The organism is Actinospica robiniae DSM 44927 (assembly GCF_000504285.1).
In the GTDB taxonomy this organism is placed as follows: Bacteria; Actinomycetota; Actinomycetes; order Streptomycetales; family Catenulisporaceae; genus Actinospica; species Actinospica robiniae.
The window spans coordinates 8,619,084-8,643,761 of sequence record NZ_KI632511.1; the positions used below are offsets into that span (position 1 = coordinate 8,619,084).

30 protein-coding genes are annotated in these 24,678 nt (G+C 71.5%); 4 read left to right on the forward strand and 26 right to left on the reverse strand.

Going from position 1 to position 24,678, the window contains the following annotated elements; genetic code table 11:
* Nucleotides 1–99 precede the first annotated feature (99 nt).
* On the forward strand, nucleotides 100–966 hold the full coding sequence (locus ACTRO_RS37095; protein WP_034270772.1) for a hypothetical protein: 867 nt from the start codon (nucleotides 100–102) through the stop codon (nucleotides 964–966).
* Nucleotides 967–1,617: 651 nt separating this feature from the next.
* On the opposite strand, the gene ACTRO_RS47765 is transcribed toward ACTRO_RS37095, so the two are convergent.
* Entirely contained in the window at nucleotides 1,618–1,788 is a 171-nt protein-coding gene (locus tag ACTRO_RS47765; RefSeq protein ID WP_157436665.1) for a hypothetical protein, read from the reverse strand.
* A gap of 340 nt (nucleotides 1,789–2,128) precedes the next feature.
* Here ACTRO_RS47765 and ACTRO_RS37100 point away from each other — a divergent pair, with 340 nt between their 5' ends.
* The 3 genes from ACTRO_RS37100 (at nucleotide 2,129) to ACTRO_RS47770 (ending at nucleotide 4,004) form a co-directional block, all read left to right on the forward strand.
* Entirely contained in the window at nucleotides 2,129–2,551 is a 423-nt protein-coding gene (locus tag ACTRO_RS37100) for an HIT family protein (RefSeq protein WP_169740004.1), read from the forward strand.
* A 321-nt stretch (nucleotides 2,552–2,872) separates the two neighbouring features.
* Nucleotides 2,873–3,775, forward strand: coding sequence for a MarR family transcriptional regulator (locus ACTRO_RS37105; RefSeq protein ID WP_084316827.1), 903 nt, complete (start codon nucleotides 2,873–2,875; stop codon nucleotides 3,773–3,775).
* A gap of 61 nt (nucleotides 3,776–3,836) precedes the next feature.
* Nucleotides 3,837–4,004 (forward strand): hypothetical protein, encoded by a 168-nt coding sequence (locus ACTRO_RS47770; RefSeq protein ID WP_157436667.1) that lies wholly within the window; start codon nucleotides 3,837–3,839, stop codon nucleotides 4,002–4,004.
* A 499-nt stretch (nucleotides 4,005–4,503) separates the two neighbouring features.
* Here ACTRO_RS47770 and serS read toward each other — a convergent pair whose 3' ends face one another.
* The 25 genes from serS to ACTRO_RS37235 all read right to left on the reverse strand — a co-directional run bounded on the left by serS (nucleotide 4,504) and on the right by ACTRO_RS37235 (nucleotide 24,630).
* Complete coding sequence (gene serS, locus ACTRO_RS37110) at nucleotides 4,504–5,781, reverse strand: serine--tRNA ligase (RefSeq protein WP_034270782.1); 1,278 nt, start codon at nucleotides 5,779–5,781, stop codon at nucleotides 4,504–4,506.
* Nucleotides 5,782–6,145: 364 nt separating this feature from the next.
* The gene (locus ACTRO_RS37115) at nucleotides 6,146–6,553 is read right to left on the reverse strand and encodes a hypothetical protein (protein WP_157436668.1); all 408 of its coding nucleotides are present in this window, start codon (nucleotides 6,551–6,553) and stop codon (nucleotides 6,146–6,148) included.
* 440 nt (nucleotides 6,554–6,993) lie between these two features.
* On the reverse strand, nucleotides 6,994–7,674 hold the full coding sequence (locus tag ACTRO_RS44465) for a hypothetical protein (protein WP_051451980.1): 681 nt from the start codon (nucleotides 7,672–7,674) through the stop codon (nucleotides 6,994–6,996).
* 163 nt (nucleotides 7,675–7,837) lie between these two features.
* Nucleotides 7,838–8,812, reverse strand: coding sequence for a hypothetical protein (locus tag ACTRO_RS37125; RefSeq protein WP_034270787.1), 975 nt, complete (start codon nucleotides 8,810–8,812; stop codon nucleotides 7,838–7,840).
* A gap of 89 nt (nucleotides 8,813–8,901) precedes the next feature.
* Nucleotides 8,902–9,576, reverse strand: a complete 675-nt coding sequence (locus ACTRO_RS37130) for an SPDY domain-containing protein (RefSeq protein WP_169740005.1) — start codon at nucleotides 9,574–9,576, stop codon at nucleotides 8,902–8,904.
* Between the two features lie 212 nt (nucleotides 9,577–9,788).
* On the reverse strand, nucleotides 9,789–10,055 hold the full coding sequence (locus ACTRO_RS37135) for a hypothetical protein (RefSeq protein ID WP_034270794.1): 267 nt from the start codon (nucleotides 10,053–10,055) through the stop codon (nucleotides 9,789–9,791).
* On the reverse strand, nucleotides 10,052–10,387 hold the full coding sequence (locus tag ACTRO_RS47775; RefSeq protein ID WP_157436669.1) for a hypothetical protein: 336 nt from the start codon (nucleotides 10,385–10,387) through the stop codon (nucleotides 10,052–10,054). Before ACTRO_RS47775 ends, ACTRO_RS37135 begins: the two co-directional genes overlap by 4 nt.
* Nucleotides 10,388–10,413: 26 nt before the next feature.
* Complete coding sequence (locus ACTRO_RS44470; protein WP_051451981.1) at nucleotides 10,414–10,899, reverse strand: hypothetical protein; 486 nt, start codon at nucleotides 10,897–10,899, stop codon at nucleotides 10,414–10,416.
* 812 nt (nucleotides 10,900–11,711) lie between these two features.
* Nucleotides 11,712–12,686 carry a hypothetical protein gene (locus ACTRO_RS37155; RefSeq protein ID WP_034270802.1) on the reverse strand — a complete coding sequence of 325 codons (975 nt, stop codon included), beginning with the start codon at nucleotides 12,684–12,686 and terminating at the stop codon, nucleotides 11,712–11,714.
* A 41-nt stretch (nucleotides 12,687–12,727) separates the two neighbouring features.
* Complete coding sequence (locus tag ACTRO_RS37160) at nucleotides 12,728–13,330, reverse strand: hypothetical protein (protein WP_034270805.1); 603 nt, start codon at nucleotides 13,328–13,330, stop codon at nucleotides 12,728–12,730.
* 66 nt (nucleotides 13,331–13,396) lie between these two features.
* Nucleotides 13,397–13,873, reverse strand: coding sequence for a hypothetical protein (locus ACTRO_RS44475; RefSeq protein WP_051451982.1), 477 nt, complete (start codon nucleotides 13,871–13,873; stop codon nucleotides 13,397–13,399).
* A 56-nt stretch (nucleotides 13,874–13,929) separates the two neighbouring features.
* Complete coding sequence (locus ACTRO_RS37170; protein WP_034270808.1) at nucleotides 13,930–14,547, reverse strand: hypothetical protein; 618 nt, start codon at nucleotides 14,545–14,547, stop codon at nucleotides 13,930–13,932.
* 46 nt (nucleotides 14,548–14,593) lie between these two features.
* A complete protein-coding gene (locus ACTRO_RS37175) occupies nucleotides 14,594–15,181 on the reverse strand; it encodes a hypothetical protein (RefSeq protein ID WP_034270811.1) in 588 nt (195 codons plus the stop codon).
* Between the two features lie 22 nt (nucleotides 15,182–15,203).
* Nucleotides 15,204–15,698 carry a hypothetical protein gene (locus ACTRO_RS37180; RefSeq protein ID WP_034270814.1) on the reverse strand — a complete coding sequence of 165 codons (495 nt, stop codon included), beginning with the start codon at nucleotides 15,696–15,698 and terminating at the stop codon, nucleotides 15,204–15,206.
* Between the two features lie 66 nt (nucleotides 15,699–15,764).
* Nucleotides 15,765–16,862, reverse strand: coding sequence for a hypothetical protein (locus tag ACTRO_RS37185; RefSeq protein ID WP_034270817.1), 1,098 nt, complete (start codon nucleotides 16,860–16,862; stop codon nucleotides 15,765–15,767).
* A gap of 53 nt (nucleotides 16,863–16,915) precedes the next feature.
* Nucleotides 16,916–17,878 (reverse strand): hypothetical protein, encoded by a 963-nt coding sequence (locus ACTRO_RS37190; RefSeq protein ID WP_157436670.1) that lies wholly within the window; start codon nucleotides 17,876–17,878, stop codon nucleotides 16,916–16,918.
* Nucleotides 17,879–18,031: 153 nt separating this feature from the next.
* The gene (locus ACTRO_RS37195; RefSeq protein WP_034270823.1) at nucleotides 18,032–18,976 is read right to left on the reverse strand and encodes a hypothetical protein; all 945 of its coding nucleotides are present in this window, start codon (nucleotides 18,974–18,976) and stop codon (nucleotides 18,032–18,034) included.
* Nucleotides 18,977–18,990: 14 nt separating this feature from the next.
* The gene (locus ACTRO_RS47780; RefSeq protein WP_034270825.1) at nucleotides 18,991–19,389 is read right to left on the reverse strand and encodes a hypothetical protein; all 399 of its coding nucleotides are present in this window, start codon (nucleotides 19,387–19,389) and stop codon (nucleotides 18,991–18,993) included.
* The gene (locus ACTRO_RS37205; RefSeq protein WP_034270828.1) at nucleotides 19,386–19,934 is read right to left on the reverse strand and encodes a hypothetical protein; all 549 of its coding nucleotides are present in this window, start codon (nucleotides 19,932–19,934) and stop codon (nucleotides 19,386–19,388) included. Before ACTRO_RS37205 ends, ACTRO_RS47780 begins: the two co-directional genes overlap by 4 nt.
* Entirely contained in the window at nucleotides 19,931–20,500 is a 570-nt protein-coding gene (locus ACTRO_RS37210) for a hypothetical protein (protein WP_034270831.1), read from the reverse strand. Before ACTRO_RS37210 ends, ACTRO_RS37205 begins: the two co-directional genes overlap by 4 nt.
* Nucleotides 20,501–20,531: 31 nt before the next feature.
* The gene (locus ACTRO_RS37215) at nucleotides 20,532–21,032 is read right to left on the reverse strand and encodes a hypothetical protein (RefSeq protein WP_034270834.1); all 501 of its coding nucleotides are present in this window, start codon (nucleotides 21,030–21,032) and stop codon (nucleotides 20,532–20,534) included.
* Between the two features lie 69 nt (nucleotides 21,033–21,101).
* A complete protein-coding gene (locus ACTRO_RS37220; protein ID WP_034270837.1) occupies nucleotides 21,102–21,527 on the reverse strand; it encodes a restriction system modified-DNA reader domain-containing protein in 426 nt (141 codons plus the stop codon).
* 21 nt (nucleotides 21,528–21,548) lie between these two features.
* A complete protein-coding gene (locus ACTRO_RS37225; RefSeq protein ID WP_034270840.1) occupies nucleotides 21,549–22,100 on the reverse strand; it encodes a hypothetical protein in 552 nt (183 codons plus the stop codon).
* Between the two features lie 31 nt (nucleotides 22,101–22,131).
* Entirely contained in the window at nucleotides 22,132–22,731 is a 600-nt protein-coding gene (locus ACTRO_RS37230; RefSeq protein ID WP_034270843.1) for a hypothetical protein, read from the reverse strand.
* A 57-nt stretch (nucleotides 22,732–22,788) separates the two neighbouring features.
* Entirely contained in the window at nucleotides 22,789–24,630 is a 1,842-nt protein-coding gene (locus tag ACTRO_RS37235) for a VWA domain-containing protein (protein WP_084316830.1), read from the reverse strand.
* Nucleotides 24,631–24,678 lie beyond the last annotated feature (48 nt).

Here is a 24,678-nt window from a genome sequence, read left to right on the forward strand (position 1 = left end):
TGTCCGGGCCGGGTTAAGCACCGGCCCTGGCACGCGATTGTGGCGAACTCCTCTCCGGCCCGCATCAGCCTCAGTCCGAGCCAAGGAGCACAGTCCCCGATGACCGTCCGACCCGCTGCCCAGCGCCTCGACCTGCGCAAGACCGACGTCCCCGATGTGCTCGCGCGCGTCAAGGCCGCGCTGCAAGCGGCCGTATGCGACGAAGGACCAGAGACGTATGTACGGAAACGGCGCTCGATCGGATTCCGGACCGAGCGCAACACCTGGGTGCGCATCGAATGCCGAGGCCGCGAACGCCTCGACGGCCAAGCCTGGGGACTCGAATCCGCAGCGGCGATCCGCGAGGTGCCCATCCCGACGTGGCACGCCGGGCTTTCCTGGCTCGACACCGAACGCGATGTGATGTGGAGAGCCGACGAGACCGCGTACATCGATCAGGCACCCATTGGCCGCGCATCCAACGCCCCCGGTCTTCCCCCGTCCTGGTGGGCCGCCTGCAACGCGGCCCTTGGCGAACTGGCCCGCCACCCGACGGCGCGCAACGCGACCCCGGACCTCGAGCCGATCAACGCAGCCCGCGTCGGCGCCGCGATCACCAAGGTATTCCCAGAGTGCGCACAGGTCTCGCTCGACGAATGGACCACCGCCCACGCCGACCTCAACTGGGCGAACATGACCGGACCGACCCTGTGGATCCTCGACTGGGAGGACTGGGGGCGCGCCCCCCGCGGCCTGGACGCCGCCAACCTGTGGGCCGGATCCCTCGCCCTCCCCGCGATCGCCGCCACGATCTACGAACTACGCCGCGCCGATCTCGAGAGCCCGACCGGCAAGCTCATGCGCCTGTTCAAATGCGCCGAACTCCTCGCCTGGGCGGACGAACGAGAACCCCTCTACGCCCCGAGCCGGCGCGAGGCCGCACGCCTCCTCGCGCAAGGAGTCGGTCAACCGCCCGGCGCAGCCTGACGCCGCGTTGCTGCACGGACTAGCGTTGATCACGCCAGGGGCGATCTGGGAGGCCGTCGCCTTCGCCACGCCCATCGCCGGCCCGGAATGGGACTGAGGGAATTGTGCCGTCGAGTCGAGCCGGCGCCGGAGTTGACCGCGTTCCCGGTCATAGGGGAGCTGTTGTGAGCCGGGCATACCAGCCGCCGCGGAAACTTCCAAGCCGCCGGGGACGAGACCCTCAACTCCTGGCCAGTGTGCGTGTACTGACATCCAGCCATGGCGGCCGGGCTGTACAAGCGTTAGTGTGGGCCTGATGCCGCGTATGCGGCAGGCGCCGCCCGCGCTGGATACCCCCCCCATCCGAGCGGGTCGAGCGTGTTCCGGCCCGACACCATCCCCCGGTGCCGGGCCGGACTCTTCGCTTGTCATGAATGGCCGATAGGGCCGGCCCCGATTGCTTCGGCGCGAGTCCAGTTTCGCCCTCGGCACAGGGAATCGACGTCGAACCTGCGCCTGTCCGACATGAATGACCCAGCGTAGGCGTGCGGTCATCGGTGCCGCACCCGCAGGGCTCCAGCGATGGCAATGGGTACCCACGGACGGTCGAGGATTCGCGGCCGCGGCCGAAAGGGTCATCCGGCCGCGAGATTCTCGAAAGCGGCGAGGGCGCTAGAAGTCGGCCAGGACTTCGTCGGGTACGACGAACACGGCAGCCCCGGTGCTCTGCTCAGCTGCGGCGGTGAAGGCCGCGCGCACCTCGCAGGTGAGGGCGTCGAGGGTGGATTCGGGCACAAGCAGCACGGAGCCGCCGAGCACCTCGAGCACCTGAGCCACACTCACACGAGCACCGCCGCCGTCCATCACGCACCCGACCCTAACCGCCGGGTCCGACAGCGGAATGACGGACGGCTCCGGCGTTGGGCCGTGCGGCGCCGTTCCGGCTAGGCGAGTTCTCGGCGCCGACGATGTCGATCATCGGTTCAACGTCCCACACGTCTTCGCCACGGATTGGCCACATGCATAGGTGTGCCGAAGAGCCCTAGCTGGCCGCTCCGAGGATCGACAGTTGGCCAGTTCTTCAGGGTGGTGGTCGACCTTAAGTTCCGCGCGATCATGAGCGAAGCGGCGCCGTGTGACGATCCCGGAAACCGGTAGTCCTCGGGGCAGACTGGATGCGATCGTGATCGTTGTGAACGAGTGCATCTTCTGCGAGATCGTCGCTGGCCGACAGTCGTCGTATCGCGTCCTCGAGGACGAGCACACCGTGGCGTTCCTGGACATCAGGCCCGCCTCTCCAGGCCACACACTGGTTGTCCCACGTACGCACACGCGCGATCTCTATCAGATATCCGAAGCGGCACACGGTCAGGTCGCCGCCACGGTGCATCGAGTCGCCGCTCTGCTCAACTCGGCTCTCGAGCCCGATGGCGTCAACGTCAAGCACAACACCGGTCAGTCCGCCGGCCAGGACGTCTTCCACTTCCACGCACACGTGGTGCCTCGATGGCGCGGCGACAACCTGAACCTTATTTGGCGATCCCCACGAGCCTCAGCCGACCAACTTGAAGAAGTCCTCAAGCGGATCAACACACGTCGCCTGTAACCGTGATCAGCTAGTTCGTCACGCTGTGCAGCCTAGTGGCGGGCAATGCCGGCCCCCGGCGAACTGGCCAACTGTCGATCCCCGGAACGGCCATCAATCAATCCTCGGCACAATAGGCCCGCTGACCTGTGTTTATCCTATCGGGCGGTCGCGCCGCTTGACTTCATCAGGGTATCGATGGCTGTATCTGTACACCGCCCCGTGACGACGCACCGCTAGCACGTGCCGAACGGGACGGAACTCCAAGCGCCCGGTACCGCTCCGGACGCGCCCCGGCCGGGGCATGACCACCCGAAATCACTTTCTGACCAGGGAAGAGCCATGTCCGCATCTGAACCCACAAGCAGCTTGACCCCGTCGATGAGCGCGATACTCGCCACGCTGTCCGCTGACGACGGAGCGAGCGTGACCGAGCTGTCCGAGCGCGCCGGGCTCGGCCGCTCTACCGCCGCCCGCGTTCTGGCCGCCCTCGAGGGCACAGGCCTCGCTCGGCGGGAGCGCGCCGATCGGAGCGCCGACCACAGCGCCCCCGACCTGTGGTTTGCCACCGCGTCAGGCGTATACGAGCACGATCATGCCGAGCCCGGCTCCGCCCTGGATGCTGCATGCGAAACCAGCGCGGAGGAAGTCGAACCGGACCCGCAAGGAGAATCTGGCACTACGTCAGATGCGCGGGGAGAGGTCGCCCGGAGCGACGAGCCTGTCATACCCGAGAACGGAGCCGAGCCCGGGAACGCGTCCGTTCCGAAGGCACACGACGAGCCCGGATCCGAGCCGACACCCGAGCACGCAGCTCTGCCCACGGCTGCGGAGTCCGAGCCTGCCGATGACCCGGAACCGGCCATGGAGGAGACCAAGGTAGAGCCGGAGCCCGAGGAGGAGGCCGGGCAAGGTGCGGCGCCACAGGTGGCCGCCGGCCGCGGCGTCGAGTCGGACGGGCAGAACGCGACCGAGCCCGCTGCTGTGCCCGATCCTGCGGTAGCGCCGCCGTCCGAGACTGGCGTGACGGTCCGCTTGGGTAAGGGCGAACTGCGGGCGCTGGTGGCCGAGTACCTCGCGGCGCACCCGGACGGCGAGTTCACCGCATCGCAGGTCGGCAAGGCACTGGAGAAGTCCAGTGGCGCGGTGGCGAACGTGTTCGATGTCCTGGTCAAGACCGGTGACGCGGAGATGACGTGCGAGAAGCCGCGCAGGTTTCGCCGCCTCGCCACGGCAGCGCACTAATCCAATCCGGTGTCCACGCACCCGCGTCACGGCGCCGCGTCCCCCAGACGGGCGCTGCGCCGTGACGCGCGGAATCGATCACGGAAAACCGCATCATGATGAATTTCACCCGCTCATGCTCGAGCAGGCCTGCACGCTGGTTCACCGATCGGGCGAGCTGTCCCACCTCAAGATCGGCATCACCTTCCCGCAGCTGATGCTGATCGCGCCGACGGCGCCGCCGAACTGATCGTGCTGTTGGGCGGCGTCCCCGACGCGGCGGGCAACGTGCAGCTGCACCGCCGCGCCGAGCAGATCGGGGCGGTTGCCGCCGCGTACACCGTCGAATCCTGGCTCGGCTACGTCTCCGTCAACCACTCCGGATTCGAACGCCTCGCACCCGATGACCTGCCCCGCGCGCCCGACCTGCCGGACCGGCGCGAGGCCGTAGTGACCACCGCCGTATGGCCTGGCGGCAGTGCGTTCGTCCACCGCATCACCGCGATCACGCGCCCGCCCGGCGGATCCGCGCTAGGCCCCGCCTGCTGGATGCAGGCACGCGACTACGGCACCAACCGGTGGCTCGAGTCCCTGCTGATACCAACGGCCGCAGGCGTCACCGCCGGGGCGGACGGAGACCCGCGGAATTCCGTCCGCCCCGGACGTCGTCGTGCCGCCACGTGCCGCCCTCGGGGCGGCACGTGGGCAGTAACCAGTGACGTAGCTGCACTGCCCAATGGATCAGGTGATCACGGCACGCGGAGCGTGTCGGTGCCGGTCCACCGGTGCAGCACTGCGGGCACGGCCACCGTGCCGTCGGACTGTTGGCATTGTTCGAGGATCGCGGGCAGTAGGCGGCTGGTGGCGAGTCCGGAGGCGTTGAGGGTGTGGACGAGCTGTGGTTTGCCATGGTGTTCGCGGTAGCGGACCTGACCGCGTCTGGCCTGGTAGTCGCGGGCGTTGGAGACCGAGGAGACCTCGACGTACGTGTCGAGGGAGGGCAGGCGGACCTCGATGTCGACCGTGCGGGCCATCGCCGCGGAGGTGTCGCCCGCAGCCAGTTGGGTCACCCGGTAGTGCAGGCCGAGGTCGGCGACCAGTTTCTCGGCGCGTGCGATCAGCGCCTCGTGTTCGGCGTCGGAGTCCTCGGGCCGGGTGTAGCAGAACAGCTCGACCTTGTTGAACTGGTGCCCGCGCAGGGTGCCGCGCTCAGCGGTGCGGTATCCGCCGGCTTCGCGCCGGTAGCACGGGGTGTAGGCGACGTACCGGGCGGGCAGCTGGTCGGGGTCGAGGACTTCGCCGCGATGCACGTTCGCCAGCGCGGTCTCCGCGGTCGGCAGGAGGAACAGTTGCGGGCCTGCGCCGCTGGTATCGATCCGGTAGAGGTCTTCGGCGAACTTCGGGTACTGCCCGGCGGTGTAGACGCTCTCGACGGTGGCCAGGTGTGGCGGCAGGACGAACTCGAACCCGGCGGTCAGGTGCTGCTCGAGGAAGTAGTTGAGCAGCGCCCACTCCAGCCTCGCGCCGGCTCCGCGGTAGCTCCAGAATCCGCTGCCGGCGATGCGCACGCCGCGCTCGTAGTCGATCAGGCGCAGCCGTTCCGCGAGCGCCACGTGGTCGAGCCGGCCCTCGGGCAGTGCCGGTGCGTCGCCGAGGGTGCGAAGGACCCGGTTGGCTTCCTTACCTCCAGCCGGCACGTCGGGATCGGGAAGGTTGGGCAGGGCCTCGAGGAAGGTGCGGCAGTCGGTTTCGAGGCGGGCGATGTGCGCGGTGAGCGCCGCCAGGTCGTCGGCCGCGGCGGCGCCGTCCTCGCGGATCCTCGCGGCGGCGGGATCGCCGGGTTCGAGGGCCGCGAAGGCGCGGGCGCGGCGCCTGCGTCCGCCGCGCAGTTCATCAGCCCTGGTGCGCGCCGCGCGGAGGTCGGCGTCGTGAGCGAGGTAGGTCGCGAAGTCGGGGTGGATGCCGCGCGCGGCCAGGCGCTCGCATACGTACGCTGTCTGGGTCCTGATCACATGTGGGTCGAGCACGATGGCTGCTCCCGTGTCCGTCCGGCCCCGGTCAGGGGCCGGCGTGATCCCCTTCGGGGCGCGGGCGAGCGGGGTGCTCGCGGTGCCACCGCGCCTTCGCCGCCCCTGCGGGCGGCCTCGCTGCCCTGTTGACGGCCGGGCAGGCCGACGGACCACGGGCCGGACGGTTGGCCACGGCGTCGCTCGTCCGTGCGCGGGAGTGGATTCACCCGGGGTGCGGCGACGCCTTCTCAGCTTCCGGCGTCTCTCTCACGGCTCACACGAGCCCGGGTTACTTGGTTCCCACGGTGCGGATGACCGCCAGGTTAGGACGTCTCCAGCGCCCGGTGCCATCGGTTTTCCTCTCGATGGTCGTTCGCCGGACTCAGTCCTGTTCCCCCGCGTGGGGGGCACGTGACGCCAGCGTGCGCTGTGCCTGGCGTACTCGTGCGAGTGGCCAGCCGGTCAGTTCCGCGACGGACTCCGGGCTCTCTCCGGCGGCGAGGATCTCGCGCACGGCTGCTGCGGCCTTCTCATCGAAGACCGCGGCGTCGGCCTCGGCTTTGGCGAGTACCGTCGCGGCTTTCGCCTCGGCGTCGGCGCGAAGTTTCTCCGCCCTGTTCGCCGCCGCGGTGCGGACCTTCTCGGCCTGCTCGGCCGTTGTGTGGAACGTGGTGACGAGCGCTTCGAGGGCTTTCTCGCGCGCGGCGAACTCCTCGGCGCGCTTGGCCATCGCCTCGGCGGCCCGTCGAGCAGCACTCCGGCTCTGCGCGGCCGTCGGCTTCCTCGTCACGTCCCCGAGGCTATGTCGCACCCGGAAGCGCGGCGATCACGGCGGCCCGTCTGGGTGAAAGACGTCGCAGCCGCCCGTGCAGCAGCCGGGTGACGCGGGAGCCCACGGGTCGGCGGGTGGAATCCGAGTCGCGCGGGGCGGCGTGGGTGAGGCGGCTCCGCGTCGGCGGTGTGGACGCGGAGCCGCAACCGGCTCAATCCACCCAGAGGCGGAGAGCCTTACGCCGGGGGAGGGGTACGGCGTAAGGCTCACGATAGGCCGATCAACCTGTGTGCGCAGGCTCTTTCGACGGTTCACACGCGGCTGGGCGGCCCGAGGCCTGATCGCCGTTTCCTCCCTCCACTCCGCACCGTGCTCGGACCCTGGGCTGGCCACCGAGCCGTAGCCATCAGCGCACGGGCCGGGGGCTGCTTGTTTCCAGTGGTGGCTCGACGGCTATGTCATCGGGCGGTTCGGGACCGGGCGGGGGTATCGAGGCGTCGGCCGAGTCCGGCAACCTCGTCCGGGTCGTGGTGGGCGGTGATCTCGAACAGCCCGGAGACGAGCGATTCGGCTGCCACCAGGCGCAGGTCCACCGGCGTGCCGCCGGTGGTCACGGCTCCGGGCAGCGGGATCAGGCGCGACTCGCTGAAGGAATCCGATGCCGGGTCTGCGACCTGTCCGCGCACCGCGACGTTCGCCCAGCGTCGCGGGGCGAGGAAGACGTACCCGTCAGCGCGGAGGCCTGGACATTGGTGTGCTGCCGTGATCGCGCAGGAGTGGCAGACCGGCGGATCCACGGTCAGGTACGGCGCCGCGGGGCCGAGGCGTTCGAGGTGGGCGTGCCAGGCAGGGGCCGCGGTCATCCACAGCGAGGCGGGCGCCGTACAGATCTGGCAAGAACCCCTTAACATCACCCTACGGTGACGTATCGGGTGGACTCGCGCGAACCGGGGCTGGCCCTCGCCCGGCGCCCAGGTCGCGCGCCGCCAGAGGATGCCGTAGCGGTCGCGGTCTTGGCTCTGCTCGTCGGGGTAGACCAGCGCCGGTGCGCGGCCCGGGCCCGTGCGCAGGAGTGGCAGCGTGTCCGGGTCGGCCAGGACGTCCTCGGCGGACCAGGCAGTGATGTAAGGGACTGTCATTCCGTGGTAGGTGCGGGGTTGCGTGGCGGGGCGGGGTGGTCCTTCCATGCCGTTCATCGGGGACCGCCGCGGCTGACGCGGTCGGCGGGCTCGGTGTGAGGGCGGGTGGGCGGGTGTGGGTGCGGGTTCATGGGCGGCTCGTTTCGGTGTCGGTGTGTGCGGGTCACGGCGTTTCTGTGTTGCTGCGGGCGAGCAGTCGGGCGGCCAGGGCGACGGTGGGGCGCAGGAATTCGATCCAGCCGTCGGTGAGGTTTAGCCAGATGCCGGCCACGTGGAGTTCGCCGTCGGGTTCGACGAGGTGGAGTACTGCTGCTGCCGGGCTGGTGGCGCCGGGGGCGGCGCCGCGGCCGTAGGTGAGGATGAGCGAGCCGGGCGCGCATGCGGTCTCCTCCGTGATGGGCAGGGCGTCGAACTCGCTGCACCACGCGGCGCCGACGGTGGTGATCAGGATGCGGTCGCGGTCGGCTGGGTGGGGCCGGGTCTGCAGGGTGCGGGCGTCGATCTGGCCGTCGGGGCGCGGGCGGATGATGCCGGGCGTGCCGGGTGTGATCAGGACGGTGGGCCCGTGCGGTGTGGTCATCGGAGGGCTTTCTGAGGCTGCGTAAGGCGGGCCGGGACGGCAAGAGCACGGAGCGGGATAGACGGGGCGGTGCGCGGTGGCTGGGCGCGGGTCATGGTCGAGTTCGTTTCGGTGCGCGGCCTGCCTGATGGCGTGGGCGATGTGCCCTTCCCTCGTGTGGATGCCCGCGCGCACGGCGCGGGCGGATAGCGGCAGTGCCACGGCGAGTAGCGGCCTGTGCCCTGTTCGCGCGATGGCCAGGCCCCACAGGCTCCCGGTGACCGCCTCGATCTCGGCGTAGGGGATCACGTGGGTGCGCAGCACGTTGGTGACGACCAGTGCGTCGCGGTTCAAGGCGATCCGTGCGCGCCCGAGGTATCCCGCGCCGAGGGCATCGAGCCCGGCGGCCAGGGCGGTTTCCACGCCGAGCGTCGCGGTGAGCCGTATCCCGCTGGCGAGCAGCGCGTAGACGTGCAGGAGCGCGATGCTCGATGCACACATGGCGGTGATCGCGGCGGCGCATGCCCAGAACGTCGGCCACCACAGCCGTGTGAGCTCAGGCTCCCGTGATCGTGACATCGAATCTTGTTCTCTGCTTTCCGTAAGGGTGCGGGGTGAAGGTGGCTGACGTGCTCGGCGTTGACCGGTCTTGCCGGGGACGGGCAGGGTTATGCGGCGCGGTCGGGGTCGAGTCCCGCAGGGTCGGTCAGGGCGTCGAGGAACGCGGTGATCGCCTCGCCGGGCACGTGGGCGGTGAAGATCGCCTCCCATTCCCGCCGGTGGACTCCGTCGGGGAAGCTGGCGCGGTAGTGCGGGCCGGTGGCCAGGAACTGGCCCGGGATCTCGGGCGGGGCGGCGCTGTAGACGAGGTGGACCTGCCCGTGGGTGCCGGTGTAGGTCGCACTGCGCACCGCGCGCGTCCAGCCGCGCGCCTCGGCCGCGGTGAACACCGCCTGCGCCCCGTCGTAGGCGGCACCGGCGAGGTAGCCGGGGTGCGCGCCGCGGATGCCCGCGGGATCGGTCAGCGCGCGGAGGAACGCGGCGATCGCCTCGGCGGGCACGTCCTCGCCGAAGTGCGCTGCCCACCCCCGCTCGCCGCCCGGTTCGGGCCGGTACTCGGCGACCCACAGCCGGTCGGCGTCGCGGGAGTACCGGTCGGTCTCCGGTCCGAACTCCACGTGGCAGCGCCCGTCGGGGGACCGGTAGGTGAGGTTTCCCGCCTCGTCCTCGGACCTGTCCCACCCGGCGGCCCGCGCCGCCTCGAGGGCCGGCGTGGGCATTCCGCCGCCCGCCGCGTACGGCGGGGCGAGCACGGGTGCGGGCGGGGTGAACGCAGGGGTCATCGATGCCTCCGGGGCAGGATGGTCGGTGGGATCCGGCGGCGCGACCGCGCCGCCGGATCGATATCCAGACACAGACATTCGTGGCCGTCAAGCCGTGTGGCGCCCGCTCGATCGAGCGCCTTCCGTGGACCGGGCGCATCCGGCGAGCCCGCTCGCAGACGCGGCAGAACTGACCTGGGGCGCCCCGTCCTCGCCGTACTTAATCGATATAGCTAAATGTCGTGATTATTGGACGTGCTGATGCCGAGGGCTACAGCCAGGCGGTCTATCCAGTTCTCGAGGCGGTCGGCGACGTCGATGCCGTGATCGCCTCGTGCTTCGTCGTAGTCCTGGTAGTGCTCGGGGTGGATCTCGCCGTCTTCGTCGGTGTATTCGGCGCGTACGGCCTGCCAGGCGCTCTCGAGGGCGCGCATCTCGGCGAGCAGGTCGAGGCCGGCGCGTGTGCCGCTGATCGGCTGGGTGGTCGGGGTGGAGGTCATGGGGTGTTATTTCGCGGGGGTCGGGCCGTCGTGGCGGGTTGCGGGGCGCGGAAAGGCAGGGGTGTGATCTCGCCGCGGTGGGCGCGGATGCCTTGGCCGGGCTGGAGAGCGGCGGCGGGGTCTTCGGGCGCGAGGATGTAGGTGAACCGGTCGCAGCCGGCGACGCAGGGAACGGTGAAGCAGTAGTTCCAGGCGTATACGCGGAAGAAGCCGTGGTGGGCGGCGGCCGGCCCGTGGTAGGCGACGCGCATCGCGACCCAGGTGGTCGGGTGGCCCGGTGGCGGGGCGGGCGGCGCGTGGCCGTCCGCGGGTGCGGGCGGGGGTGATGTCATCGTGGTCTCCGGTGGCCGGTGCGGGGTCAGTCGGTGGGGGCGTGCGGGCAGGTGGGGGTGTGGCCGGGGTCGGCGCGGAATTCGGGGACCGGGTCGAAGGCGTCGTCGCTCAGGGCGGTGGCGTCGAGTTGGGCGCCGTAGTCGGCCAGGGAGCGCAGCCAGCCGAGTGGGGCCTGCTTCCCGCAGGCGGGGCACGGGCCGAGGGTGAAGATCTGGTCGGGGTTGTTGTGGGCGCCGAGGAATCGGTGTGTCGTGCCGTCGGGCTCGGTGACGGTCAGAAGCGGCCAGGGCCAGTCGCCGTAGGCGCGGGTGTAGTCGGGGCTGATCTGCACCTGGCTGGGGGTGATGCCGAGCAGGGCGGCCAGTTCCCGGGCGCAGGCTTCGGCGCGCTCGGCCCAGCGCTGGTCGCGCCAGGTCGGGGGATGGGCGGTGTCGCGGCGGCGCCGGTCGGCGGCGTGCAGGGCGCGGGCGGTGATGCCGCCTGCTGTCGGGGTCGCGGTGGTATCCGGCATGGGATGCTCCCAGCTTTCTGTACGAGGGCGTGTGCAGGGACTGTTCATGTGCGCGGGTTTTGGGCGGCGGTGTAGGCGCGGGCGGTGGTCTCGAGGCGGTCGAGGGCGTCGTGGTGGCGTGCGGCGAGGGCGAGCAGGTCGTCGAGGCGGCCGGGCATCGGCCAGTTCCTCGGCTGCGGCCTGCAGGTCGCTGATCGTGTGCCGGATCCTGCGGGCGAGTTCCAGGTGGCGTTCCCCGGTGCGCAGGGCGGTCTCGTGCAGCAGCTTGGTCAGCGGCTCGCATCCGGGAGTCTCGGCCGCGCGCCGCAGGTGGGCGGGTCCTTCGCGCCCGAGCAGGCGGGCGAGGACGAGGTCGATGGCCGGCTGGTAGACGGGGGTGATGAGACTCCTTGAAAACGGCCAGTTCCTGCTCACCGCTTGGCCGGACCTGCTCAGTGGATCTCCTCACCCCGAACTGCTGATCAGCGGGCTCGGCGACACAGCGCCGGGGCTGGCCGACAGCTGCGGCGACTTTGGGGCGAGAGGAGCGGTCCAGGGCGGGCGTAGCCCGTCGCGGAGCGACGCCGAAGGCGCCCTTGACGGCGACGAGCGGCCTGATCCTGATCGGGCGGTCGGCCCCGGCCCCACGGGCCCGAATTCGAGCCTTGCCAAACTGGGGCGTACCCAGAGCGGCTCTGGCCGTTTTCGGAGGTCCTCATCAGGGGCGGGTGTCGGTGTCGAGGTCATGGGTTGGGGCCTTTCCTCGGGTGGTGATGCGGTGCTGTGAGCTCTTTCCGCTCGTCCGGTCCGGGTGAGTTCGTGCTCGTCGAGGCTCAGTGCGTCGCGCGCGGTCCGTCGGCGCTCGGCTCGTCGGGAACGGGTATGGCGCCGCGCAGGGCGGAGGCGGCATGGCAGAGCAGGCTCTTGACGGGGGTGAGCGCCTCGGCGACGTCTTCCGGGTCACCGCCGTGGGCTGCGGCGGTGGCCCTGATGTAGGTGGCGGCGTGGGAGATGTAGTTGGCGGCATCCGCCAGCAGATCCAGGAGTTCGTCGCGTTCTCGGTCGGCCAGCGGGGCCTTGCCTGCGCTCACCTCTGTGATGGATACCGTGCCGCCGGGAGCGGTCGTGGTGGGCAGTGCCTCGTTGAACCGCTGCGCCGCTTCGCCGAACTCGCGCGCGCGCCGAAGAACCTCAGCGCTGTGCATCGCGGCGGCGGCCTGTGCGGGGGTTTCGTGGGCTGGGGTGTCGATTCCGGCCATCGCGCGCAGGACGCTGGTCGGGGTGGTGTAGTCGGCGGTGATCGTGGTGTGGGTGCGGCGGTCGGTGATCTGGAACTCGTCCTCATCCGGACCCCAGGTGATCCGGACGGCGCCGTCCGGATCGGCCAGTTGGCTGCCGAGGAGTTCGTCGTGGCTGTGTTCCTCGGTGTGGATCCAGCCTCGCGATTCGAGGTCCGCGATCAGCTCGTCGATCTCGGTGTCGTCCTCGGGGTTTCGGTGGGCGTCCTTGCCGGCGCGCGCGATCGTCTCGAGTACGTCCGCGGGCAGAACCGGGCCGACCGCGCGCCAGCACGCCCGGGAGTTGCCGCCCGTGCCCGGCCCATGTGGCGCGTTTCCCGTGAGGGTCAACATCGCCGCGGTGCCGACGGCTTCGATCCGTACGGCCAGCTCACCGACCGGCGCGTTGAAGGTGATGCTGGTCAGGCCTGTGATCAGCGCCGAGGGCTGGGGCCCCGCGCTCTGCCAGCCGTGCGCATAGAGCGCGTTGCTCAGAACGACGTGCGGGGGCGGGAACATGGTCGGGGTCACGCGGTCCTCCGGGGTCTCGGGGGCGGGGTGTGCGGGCGGATTCATGCGGGGTCTGCGTCGTCGGTCAGGGCGAGCGCGGCGATCACGGCGCCCGGGGCGCTCGCGTCCGTGTGGGCGTGGGCGCGCTCGCCGCCGCTGGTGGCCACGTCGGCGCGGGAGATGATCCACGGGCCGCGCTGCAGGCGGCCGTCATGGCGCCGGTATTGGGCTGAGGCCCAGCGCACCGTGTCGGGGTCGTCGAAGATCAGGGCACGTGTGCCGTATTCGGTGCCCAGGACCGGCCCTTGCAGCCAGCCCGCCGCGCGCAGGCACGCGATCGGCCCGGTGCCCGAGGGCCCGGCAACCGCCGCGCGGCAGGTCGCGTACAGGATGACAACGGGCATGTCGGTGGCTTCAACGTGCCAGAGCGCGGCGCGCGGGTCGCTCCCATCGAGCCGCACGATGCTCGTGCTCGCCTTCTCTTCGCGCCAGATCGCGGTCAGAAGGATCTGCCGGCCGGGGCTTGCCAGCAGGCGGAGACTGACGCCCGTGAGCATCCTGAGGACCTCGCTCCCGCCGAGCTCGAGGTCCATCTCCTCCCATCCCTCGGCGGTCAGCAGGCCGGTGAGCGTGGCGAGTTCGTGAGCGTGGTCGCGGGGTATCACGGTGGTCTCCTTCGTAAGGTGCGGGTGGTGCCGGGTACGGTTCGCCGGTGGTGGTGGGGGGCTTCTCTAGTCGCGGTGGAACGGGCAGCGGCTGTGATGGGCTGGGTCTGCGACGAGTTCTTGGGCGAGTGGGGGTTTCGGCCGACGGAGGCCGGCGCGGTGCTCGAGCAGCTCGCCGAGGTCGGCGAGGTGGCGCAGCGGCGTGAGCGGGACGCGGTTGCCGCATTCCGGGCACGGGCCGAGGCACAGCAGGCGGTGCGGGTCCTTGTTCGCGGCGATGAACTCGTATGCGGTGCCCTGATCGGTCACGGTGAGCCGGGGCCAGACCCAGCCGTCGTCGACGCGTGTTGGATCGGGGCTGATGACGATGTGTTCGCGGGTGATGCCGAGGATGTCGGCCAGGCGGTGCGCGCAGGCTTCGGCGCACGTAGCCCAGTACGGATCGCGCCAGGTCGCGGGCTCGCCGGTATCGGCGCGGCGGATCGCTGCGGCGTGGCGGGCCCGCTCGACCAGTTCGAGCGTGCGGCGGTGTGTTTTCGGCATGGAGGTATCACCAATCGGTGCTGGGGCGGAGGTGTTCGGTGAGGCGGGGGCGTGCTCTAGAGTTCCGGGCTCGCGGCGGTCAGGGCCCTGATGAGCGCGGTGATGACGTGGCGGGGGGTGGCGAGTGCGGCGTGCAGGGCGTAGGGCCCGCCGTGCAGGTGCAGGTCCCAACCCGCTTGAAGGTCAGGGCGGGCGGCGCCGGGAACGCACCAGTGCAGCGCGGCCAGCCGGTAGGGCGGCGCCGGGGCCTCCCACTGGTAATAGGACTCGGTGTAGTACGCGCCGCGCGGGTGTCCGCTGGAGGTCTCGCACCAGTAGTCGATGCGCGGCAGCACGGCGACCGGGTCCATCGCGGCCGCGCCGGGCGGGAGCACGGCGGCGGCCAGCAGGTGCGGCAGGATCGGCAGCGGGCACTGGCCGGTGACCGCCCACGGCGCTGCGCCGTCGGGTGCGCCGGTCACGGCGATGGCGGCGTAGCGCTCGCGCAGGTCGTATCCGTGCAGTGCGGGTTCGATCTCGGCGGCGGCGAGGTGGGCGGCGGCGTGCGGCGCGCTCCACGCCCCGATGAACACCGCGTCGCCCGGCAGCAGTGATGCGGTCTCGGCGCGGGGTGGCGCAGGATGCCATCCCGCCGTGCGCGCGAGCGCGGCCAGCGGCTCGGTGAGGTCGGACACGGCTGGCTTCCTTTCATCGGGCGCAGTGGGCTCGGGTGTGAGCGGGTCAGGGGGTGGTGGCGAGGGCGGCGATCACCGCGCCGGGGGTGGTAGGGCTGGTGTGGGCGATGGCGCGGGTGCGGCCGGTGGTGGTCACATCCGCGCGCACGATCAGCCAGGGACCGTGCGCGGCGCCTTCGGGTCCGGGCAGGTAGGTCGCGGCGGCGGTGCGCGCGGCTCGGGGGTCGTACAGGATGACCGGGGGCAGTGTGCGCGTGCCGGTCGCTCGTTGCCGCCGGGTCCATCCGGCCTCGCGCAGCAGCTTGAGGGGCCCGGGGCTCTCGCCGGGTTCGGTGGCCGCCTCGGCCGCGGCGGCGAGGATCGAGACCGGGAGGTTGTCGGCCTGGGCGCGCCAGAGCGGGATGGGCGGGGTGTGCGGGTCGAGGCCCTGGATCTCGGTGCAGGCGTGCTCGGCGCGCCAGTTCGCGCTCAGCAGCACCCGCCGTCCGGGGCTGAGCATCAGCCGCAGACCGATCCCGGTCAGGTGCAGTGCGAAGTCGGATCCGTCCAGGCCGGTCTCGATCACCTCCCAGCCGCGGGCGGTGAGGTGGTCGGTCAGGTCCTCGAGTTCGGCGGCGTAGTCGCGGGGCATCATGTCGATCTCTCCTTCGTCGGGTTCAGGCGGCGGGGCGGGTGGCTGCGGTGAGGATCGCGCGCATCCACGCGGTCATCCCGTCGGGGTTCTGGCCGGGGTCGGTGTAGGTCTGCGGAGCCAGCAGGCGGCCGAACGCGCCGTCGATGATGTGGGTGATGCGGAAGACGGCAAGTCCGTCGGCGCGCACGGCGGTGGTGATGATCGCCTCGTAGGCGCCGGGCATCTCGGCCGGGTGTGCCCGGTCCTCGGCCGGCAGGCGCGCGGCGTTCTCGGTGACCACGCTGCCGACCCAGGCCTCCCCGGTCACGATCAGCGCGGCGGCCCGCACCGCGCGAGCACGGGAGGCGAGGCGCTCCGGTGCCGGGGGCGCGTCCTCGATCAGGACCTGGACGCTCGGCTCGCCGTGCTCGGGCAGGTAGATCAGCGTGGTCTCGGTGCGCCCCTCGGCGCGCCAATACCTTTGGCCGAGGTTGTGAAAGAACTCTGCTTCGGCGGTCAGCCGGGATTCGTGCAACATGGTTCGGATTCCTTCGTCGTCAAGGGGCGGGTCTGGCGTCGGGCAGTCGGGCAGGCGGGCGCCGGTTCACAGGAGGGTGGCGGCGTCGCGGGCGTCGTGGTGGCCGGGCAGGGCGAGGGCGACGAACACCTCGGTGGAGAACCACGCGTCGATCGCGTCGTCGTCGGGGCTCTCGGCCACGTCCTCGCACCGCTCGCGGATGTGGTCGGCCAGGGCGCGGCGGAAGGTGGGGCCGGTCAGGTGCGCGGCCTCGGGCGCGTCCGGGGCGTGTTCGGGCCAGAACAGCAGCGTCCACCGCCCGGATCCGGCTGCTGGGCGGCGGCCGGTGTCGGGTACGGGGGTGAACATGGCGGGGTGGGAGAGGCGCAGCAGGGCGCCGGTGGCGGCGGCTTCCTCTCCGGTCAGATCGTTCGGGGTGCGCAGGCTCACGGCCCGCCCTCCGGGAAGCGGCACCGCCAGGTGTTCGGTCTCAGCGGTCGATGTCGCGGCCGGGTGCGGGCGCGGGGCGTGTGCGGGTGTGGTCGGGCGGGTCGGGGCGGCGGGTTCGGTTTCGTCCGTGGGCGCGTCGGCGGGTTCGTCGATGGGCGGGGTGGTGTAGGCGGTGATCGCGTGCTGCAGGCGGGCGAGGTATGCCTTGACGGTGGTTTGCTTCACCTCGGGGTTGAGGTCGGTGAAGCGGCGCGCGACCTTCTCGAGGTCGAGCGTGGAGACGTCCTGGTCGGCGAGGTCCGGCAGGTCGCGCAGTACCCTTCTGACGGCGTAGATGTCGTTGGCGGTGGTGCGGGCGTGCCCCTGGCCGCGCTCACTCGCGTGCTTGAGGAAGACGGGCAGGTCCGCGACGGTGCCGTACGTGTGGACCGGCGGGGCCAGGCTTGCGCGCAGGCCGTAGATGGCTGCGGCGGCCGAGCGCTCGTAGGTGCGGAGAGTGGCCGGTTCGAGGCCGGGGTCGGCGTCGGCCAGCGCTTTCGACAGCGCGCCGATTTCGAGAGCGTCGAGGCGGGTGGTGGGGTCGATCCGGTCCGGGGTGAACAGGGAGCGGCACGCCAGGCGCAGCCGTTCGAGGCTGGCGGGTGCGATGTGCGGGAAGTTGGCCGGGTTGGCGAGGAACGCGGACAGGTCGATCAGGCGCAGGGGCGGGCGGGTTTCGGGTGATGGAGTGGACATCGGGCGGGTTCTTTCTCGTGTGCGGGTCGGGTGGGTTCTCTGGGGCGGGCGGTTCAGAGCGCGGGGTGCGTGGCGGGGTTGAGCAGGCTCGCGGCTTGGCGCAGCAGTTGGATCTGTTCGCCGCGTTCGAGGCGGTGCAGGTGGCCGGGGAGTTCGGAGGTGTGCAGGCCGGCGGCGCGGGCGAGCGCGGTTTCGGGGCCGTGCTCGCGCGGGATGCTCAGGAACCTGCTGTTGCCGGCGAGCAGGTGCAGCACGAGGTCGTGGTGCGCGGGGATCGCGCGCAGCCGGTCGGCGGTCTCGGTGAGGATCTCGGCGACCTTCGCGCGGGCGATGTCGGCCGGGGTGCGTGCGCGCACCGCAGCGACGGCGCTCTCGACGCTGACCGGGTCGATCTCATTGCCCCAGGGCAACTCGACGATCGCGGGGGTGAACCGGCCGGAATCCGGGTGCGCGCCGTCGCGGACCTCGATCAGGAGGCCGTCGCGGTACATCAGGTAGATCAGGTCGATGCCCTCGGGCACCGAGCCGCGGGTGATCAGCGCGGGGTGGCCGGGTCCGGCGCTGGTGCCCGGCGGGAGCACGCTTGCTGCGGAGGCGTTGCCGTGCAGGTGCGCGGTCTCCGCGCGGGCATGGGCGGCGAGCGCGGCCTCGATGTACGCGGGGCTCGGGGTGCCGTCGTCCTGGTGGCAGTAGCAGGCGCCGACCGGGGCCGGGGCGCGGCGCGGGCGTATCTCACGGTCCTTTGACGTCGCCGCGCCCAGGTGCCGCCATCCGCCGGGGTGGGCGTAGATGAGTTCCGCCGCCGCCCGGCGCAGCCCCTCGCGTGAGCGGTAGCGCACACCGAACAGCTCCAACAGGAGCCGCGCCGTGGCCACAGGCCCCGGAGCGTGGTCCAGGTAGCGGCCTCTAAACGCGCCACCTCCGGCCGGTATGGCGATCACGGCGCCGCTCGGTTCCTGCTGCGGTTCGCTTTCGCCCGCTGTGGCGGGCGGCGTGTGGATTTCGCTGCTGGTCAACGGTTTCTCCTGGGTGGAAGGGCAGCGCACGGTGTTCGCGCCGGGAGGGGCGGGGGTCCTTCGATGGGTTCTTGAGCGCGCCGCTGAACGTGAATCACGGAGCGATCGACCGGGGGCGTTCGGCCGGGCCGCCGCCGTGCGGGGTTGCCGGTGTCACACGGCGCGGTACGACTCGCCTGGGATCAGCTGTGCGGCGACTTCGAACAGGTCGGCCTGTGCCTCCAGGCCCGCGCTGGCAAGATGGTCGGGCAGTTCGTCCGGGCCGACTCCGGCGGCGCGGGCGAGCGCGCCGAGCGCGGCGGCGGTCTCTCGTCCGGTGCGGGCGTGCCAATGCAGTGTCTCGAGCGCGTACTGCCCGCTCACCATCTTCTTCAGGTGCCGTGCCGTGGTAGTGAGGCTGCGTCCGGCGTCGTCGCGGGCGAGGTCTTCGGGAACGCGGGCGCGGATGGCCGCGGCGGCGGCGTCGATCTGCTCCCAGTTCGCTTCCTCGCTCCAGCCGACCTCGCCGGCCTTGAGGAATCGCGCGTCGCGGGCGCCGTCGCGCACGCCGACCGTGATCCCCTCGGCGTGCAGGAGGAAGACGTAGACGACGCGGTCGGGAAGTCCCTTGTGGGGGTTGATCAGTTGAGGGGCGCAGGCGGTCGGATCGGAGCTGCGCTTCACCGCCTTCTCGAGCGCCTCGATGTCGTAGGGACGAGTCTGCTCGAGGCGGCGGAGCATGCCGAGCAACTGGTTGAGGAACTCGGGCCGCACATAGCCGTCGGGGGTGTGGCAGTAGCAGGATCCTGCGTCCGCGGGTCTGCGCCGGGCTCTGATCTGCGGGTCCTTGGCGGTGGCGGTCCCGAGGTGCTCCCATCCGCAGGGGTGCGCGTCGATCAGTTCGCTGACTGCGACTTTCATGCGGGTGCGGGCGCTCGATCGGGCGGTGACGGTCTCGCGGATCAGCCGGGCGGTGTCCGAGGGCCCGGGGGCGTGGTGCAGGTAGCGTCCGCTCCAACCCTCGTTGTATCGGCCGGGGCGGGCGATGACGCCTGCGGGCGGGTCCGGCGCTCCGGATTGCGGTGGCGGGCAGGCGGATGCTTCGGTTCTGGTGTTCATGTGCGTGTCCTGAGTCAGGGGCGGGTAATGAGGTAGGCGAGGATCGCGCGGGCAGCGCGGTGGCGGTTCGCGCGCTCGGTCCCCGTGTGTTCGAGCGCGACGTACGGGTGTGCGGCGATCGCCGGTGCGGCCGTGCGCAGCCAGGTGCCGGGGGCGAGCCCGGTGTAGCGGGCGACGGGGGCGAAGGTGTCGGAGATCTGCTCGTGGTCGGCGAACAGCGCGAGGTCGACCTCGCCGCCGGCGCGGGCGGCGAGCGCGAGCCACAGCGCGCAGCCCGGCCCGGTGCTCTGCGTTCCGCCGTGGTGCCAGGTCCCGGTCAGGTACGGCGCATCGGTCTCCGAGGTGTGCAGGGTGTGGATGCGAAACGCCCAGCCGAGCCCGGGAATCGGGCAGGCGCCGTCCAGGCGGGTCACCGCGTACTCCCGCGCGGCGAGCTCGGTGTGGTCTCGGCGAGGTACCGGGTGATCGCGCGGCGGAAGCCGGAGGTGTACTGGGTGATCGAGGCCGGGGCCAGCTCGCCGTGATGGGCCCGGCGGTAGCGGGAGATCGCGTCCTCGACATCCAGGGTCTTCAGGTCGGTGTCGTAGCCGTCAGGCAGTTCGGCCAGCACCTTGCGGGCTCCGTGCAGGTACGCGGTCGCAGAAGGCCGTTTCACCCTCCCGGTGCGCCGTGCCCAGGCCCAGTACTCCAGCAAGTCGCGGCCGCACGGGTGCTCGGGGGCGGGTTGCTCGGCCCACATCGCTCCTGATCGCGCCGCCTGGTAGGTCACGGTCGTCAGGAATCCGCGGTCCTGCGGGCGGATGCGGGCATCGCTTGTGTGCGGGGTCGGGACCCACACCCGCGCCCCGTGCGGGGCGAGGCTGAGGATGGTTCCGCGCCAGCGAGCCCCGGTGCCCGGCTCGATCAGCCCGACCTCCAGGCCCTCGCTCATCTCCTGCCGCGCCAGCCCCGTGCTCACGCGTCAGCCGCCTGTCCGTAGGCCGCGGCGAGCAACTGCTCGTCGCCGCGCAGGTCCTCCCAAGTGCGCCCGGACAGGTCGCTCGGCCACGACGGTGCGCCGGGAAACGTCCACCAGTCGCCGTTAAGTACGCTCGGGCGGGTACCGGGGCGCAGGTACTCGTCGGGGAACTCCTGCGCAAAGCGATTAGCCGCGAGAGTGATGGCCGAGGGCAGATCAGGGGCGTGCAGGACGTAGGTGTGCGCACACACCAGTTCCTCATCGGAGTCGTCCAGGCTCACGGTGAACACCGGAAGCCCAGGTATCGGCGGCAGATCGTGGCCGGTGACCGAGCGTTCGAAGTCGCCCGCGGTGCCGTGCTCCTCGTGGTCGGCGCGGTAGTCGTCCTCGAGCAGGTCGAGGTCGCCGGCGAGGTCGGGGTGGCGCGGCCGGCCGCGGCGGGCACGGCGCCGGTCGATCTCCTCGCGCAGCTGCCCGTAGGGCAGGGTGAGCGAGTGCTTCTCGGTGGTGACGGTCGTCCAGGTCACGGTGACCGGGTGCTCGTCGGATATCAGGGTCGTGCTCATCGGCGGGTCTTTCTCGTGCGGGTGGGGTGGGTCAGTTGGCCGGGTCGGTGTCCCAGGCGTGGGCTTCACGCAGTTCGCGGGCGCGCTCGGCCATCAGGTCGAACCGGATCCGGCCGGTCTCGCGGGTGTAGGAGGCGCGCCCGAGCTTGAGCCAGTCGCCGTTCACTCGCACCTCGACGCGCAGCCCGGCGGGGGTGAGCAGGTAGGCGTAGCGGGCGGTGCGGGGCTGGCCCGGGGTGAGCATCTGCGCGTCCAGGCCCGTGACGGCGACCGGCTCGGGGGTATGGCAGCGGCACGCGCCAAGGCGCTCGTGTGTCGGGGCGATCTCCTCCCAACACACGTGCTCGTCGATCAGGGCGGCGGCCAGGGCGGTGATGCCGTCGGTGCCGCGTGCGGCGTGGGCGTCGCGGGCGAGGCGGTGCAGGAGCGGGCCGAGGTCGACCGGGGCGCCGTAGGCCAGGACGTAGCGTCCCTCCCAGGATCCTGCGCGGGGACGGGCGATCACGGCGGTGATCGCGGCCGGGTTGTTCATGGCGGTGTGCTTTCTTCTCGGATGGCGGGCTGTAGTTGGCTGGCGGGGTGCAGGTGTGTGTCGTCTTTGTCAGGGTTCTTGTGTCGAGTTGTTCGGCAGGCTCGCCACGAGGTCGGCCAGGGTGGTGCCGTCGGGCGTCTTGAACACCGGCCAGCCCTTGGTGGGGTATCCGGCGATGTGGGTGGCGGCGCGGTTCGGGCCGGTGTGCACGGTTCCGTCGGCGTCGGCCAGGAATCCGGCGGCGGTCACGGTGAACGTGTAGGTCTCCTGGCTGTTGCGCCGGTACCAGGTGATCTGGTCGCCCGGCTTGATCAGTCCGGCGCGGATGAGCGGGCCGAGCTGGCCGGGCAGGTCCTCGGCGTCCGGCGTGCTCGCCTGCGCGACCGGGGGTAGGGCGAGCAGGGCCCGGATGACGTCGTTGGGGGTGTCGCGCCAGGCGCGGGCACGGTCGGCGAGGGCTTCGAAGACCTCGGCGTCGATGAAGATGCGGGGCATGACGGGCTCCGGGTGCGCGGGTCAGTTAGTCAGGGCGATGGCCGCGATGACGGCGGGCGGCGCATCAAGGCCGGTGTGTATGTGCGGGCCGAGCAGGCCTCTGCGGTAGATGGACCAGCCGCTCTCGCTGCGCGGTCCACGCTGGGGCGCGAGGTACACGGCGCGGCGGACCGTGTCGGGGCCGAGCCAGCGCTGGTAGGCGACGTGGTCGCCCTCGTACTCCTCCGCCTCGAGTACCCAGTGGCCGTTGGTGAGTCGGCCGGCGAGGCTGCGGGCGTCATCGGGTTCGGTGCTCGCGTGGGCGGCGGCGAGGATGACCGTGGCGGGGAGGTCGATCGCTTCGATGCGCCATGCCGGTCCTGCCTCGTACGGGGTGCGCGTGGCGAGTTCGAGGGTCAGGCCGCCCCCGGCGAAGTCCATGAGATAGATCTCGAGTTGTTGCTCCGGGTCGTGCAGGGTCCGCGCGCTCACGCCGAACGCAGGCGGTATCGGCATGCGGGTCTGGTCGCTCTCCAGACTCCAACCGGCGGAAGTCAGTTCGCGTACGAGTGCGTCGAGGTCGTCCGTAGGCATGTCAGGGCTCTCTAGTTCGGGTCGGGGTCGGTCAGGTCAGGGCGAGGGCGGCGATGACGCCGGGCGGGGTGGTCAGCGCCGCGCTGATGGCCGGGCCCGAGCGCATGACGTCGCGGTAGATCAGCCAGCCCTGGTCGGGGCCCGCCTGCATGCGGATCACGCCGCGCGAGGCGTCCGGGCCCCACCAGGTGGCCACCAGTTCGGGCCGGTCCGCGCCGGGCGGGTCGGGGGCCCTGCGCCAACCGGCGGCCTCCAGGCACGCCGGGACGTCGGGCCCCGGGTGTTTGAGGGACTCGGCGGCGACGATCGCTGCGGCGGGGATCAGCCCGGGGCAGCTCGCCCACCAGTCCGCCTTCCAGGCGGGGGCGATCATGGTGCGGGTCGGCCAGTGCGAGCCGTACTCGGCGCGCGCGGTCAGCAGGCCGGCTTGATCGGTCACCTCGAAGGCGTGCTGTCCGGCGGTGACCGGCCGTGCCATACGCCGCCTGTCGGCGAACCCTGCGGCGATCAGGTCTCTGATCCATTCCTGGAGTTCGAGGGCGGCGGTGAAGGCGGCAGGGCCCGTCATCACGGCGGCGATCGCGCGGTGCGAGGTGGTGGGCGGGAAGTCGGCGGGGTCGAACGAGGTCATCGGGTACTCCCGGGGTCAGGCGCCCGGCGGTGCGTTCCGCCGGGCGCGGCGGGGATGTCAGCGGGCTGCGGCGGCCAGGGCGCGGGTGGCGGCCTTGGCGATCGCCTCGGGCGCTTCGGCCGGGTCGGAAAGGTGCAGGCAGGTCACCCCGTTCGGGACCTTCGCGGTGCCGGTCGGATCCAGCCACAGCACCGCGCAGCCACTCGCGATCAGGTGGGCGATGCGCTCGCGCGCGCCCTCGATCTCTGCGGGTTCGAACGCGGCGTCGGAGGCGATCACGAGCAGGCGGGCCGCGCCGGGGGCGGCAAGGGCAAGGGCGCCGGTGAGCGCGTCGATCGATTCGCTGATCCGGTGCCGTCCCGGGTGCGCGTCGAACTCGGTGACCTGCGTCGGGGGCCTGCCCGGGCGGGTGATCACGGTGATCTGGCTCGCGAAGGCGATCGTGGCCGAGGCGTTGTCCACGCCGGCCTGGTAGGTCGCGTTCGCCATGATCCAGGCGGCGGAGGCGACCGGTTTCGCAAAGGCCTGCATCGATCCGGAGACGTCCGCGAGGATCCCGACGCGCACCGGCGGATTGGGCAGCGACTTGCGGGCGGTGTGCACCCACGGTTCGGCGCTCGGCATCGCACCGGCCGCGCGCTGGGCCTCGCGGGCGAGTGCCGCGCGCATCCCGAGGCGTCCGGGCGGCGCGATCGAGGTACTGCGGATCTCTTGGCGTTCGCGGGTTCCGGCCTGGCGCAGGGCGCGCCCGAGGCGGGCTGCGGCGGCCTTCTCCTTCACGCTCGGCCTGCGAACCCCGGTGATCGGCGTGCGGATCGATGTGTCGTTCGGGTCCGGGGCGGGGGCGCCGAACACGCGCTGCCCGGCCTTGCTGGCCCGCTGCGCGCGGATCCTGGCCTGCGCCTTCGGGCTCGGGGCCGGAATCGCGGCCTGCTTCGCTATCTTCCGCGCAGCGCGGCGCACCGCCGCCCCGATCCGGGTACTGGTCGGCGCCCCGCCTGCCCCGGGCGCGCCGGGGCCCTGCTGCTGACCCGCGTTCTGGCCGTCGGGAGCGGGCTGCTCGGCCTCGACGTCCAGGGTCTCGCACCACAGCTTGCCCAGGTGCAGCATCGTGGCGGCGTCCTCGTCCGCCACAGAGCGGGCGGCGGTCCAGATCATCTGCAGCCGGTTGAACTTTTCGTGGCCGATCACGCGGCGCACCTCGTACTCGACCGGGACGGCGAGGTGTTTCGGCACGATCCCCGCGTCAGCGCGGGCGGCGATCAGCCCCGCCGCCATACCCGCCGACCAGGCGGTGTCCGGCAGCGTCGTCGGGAAGCTGGGCAGCACCAGCTCCGCCACGCAGGCCCCGAGCCACCGGGTATCGCCGGGGCGCGATTCAAGAAGGCGGGCCTCGGCGCGCGACTCCTCGAGCATGTCGGCCGCCTCCGCCGCCGCACTGCCCTGCTTCTCGCGCGGGGCGTTCCACCTCGAGTGCCGGGCATGGGCGGCCTCGTGGGTCAAAGCTCCCCACGCCGCCGCGTAGCGCTCGCGGTCGCCGAGGATGTCAGGGTCGATACTCGCCGGGTCGATCCGGCCGAACGCCTTCGCCTCGATCTCGATCTTCGCCTGGTCCGGGTAGAACACCGCCTTCGCCCCTGCGCGGGTGCCGCGCGGGCGCACCTCGACCATCAGGTCGGCGCGGGCGGCGATCGCACCGACCTGGTAGGACAGTGCCGCGCCGACCCGCAGCCACTCGGCCGCGCGCTTCTTGTTCGTCTTCCTGACCGGCCTCGCCGGGGCGGCGCCGCCCGCTCCTGCCTTCGCGGCGACCGCCTGGGCCATTGCGGAGGCCAGCTGTCCTCGCATCGCCGTTAAGGCGGGGTCGGGGGCGCGGTGCACGTGGGATCCGACACTCATTTGTCTCTACCGATACTTTCAGTACTTGATTCACTGGGCGGGGCGCGG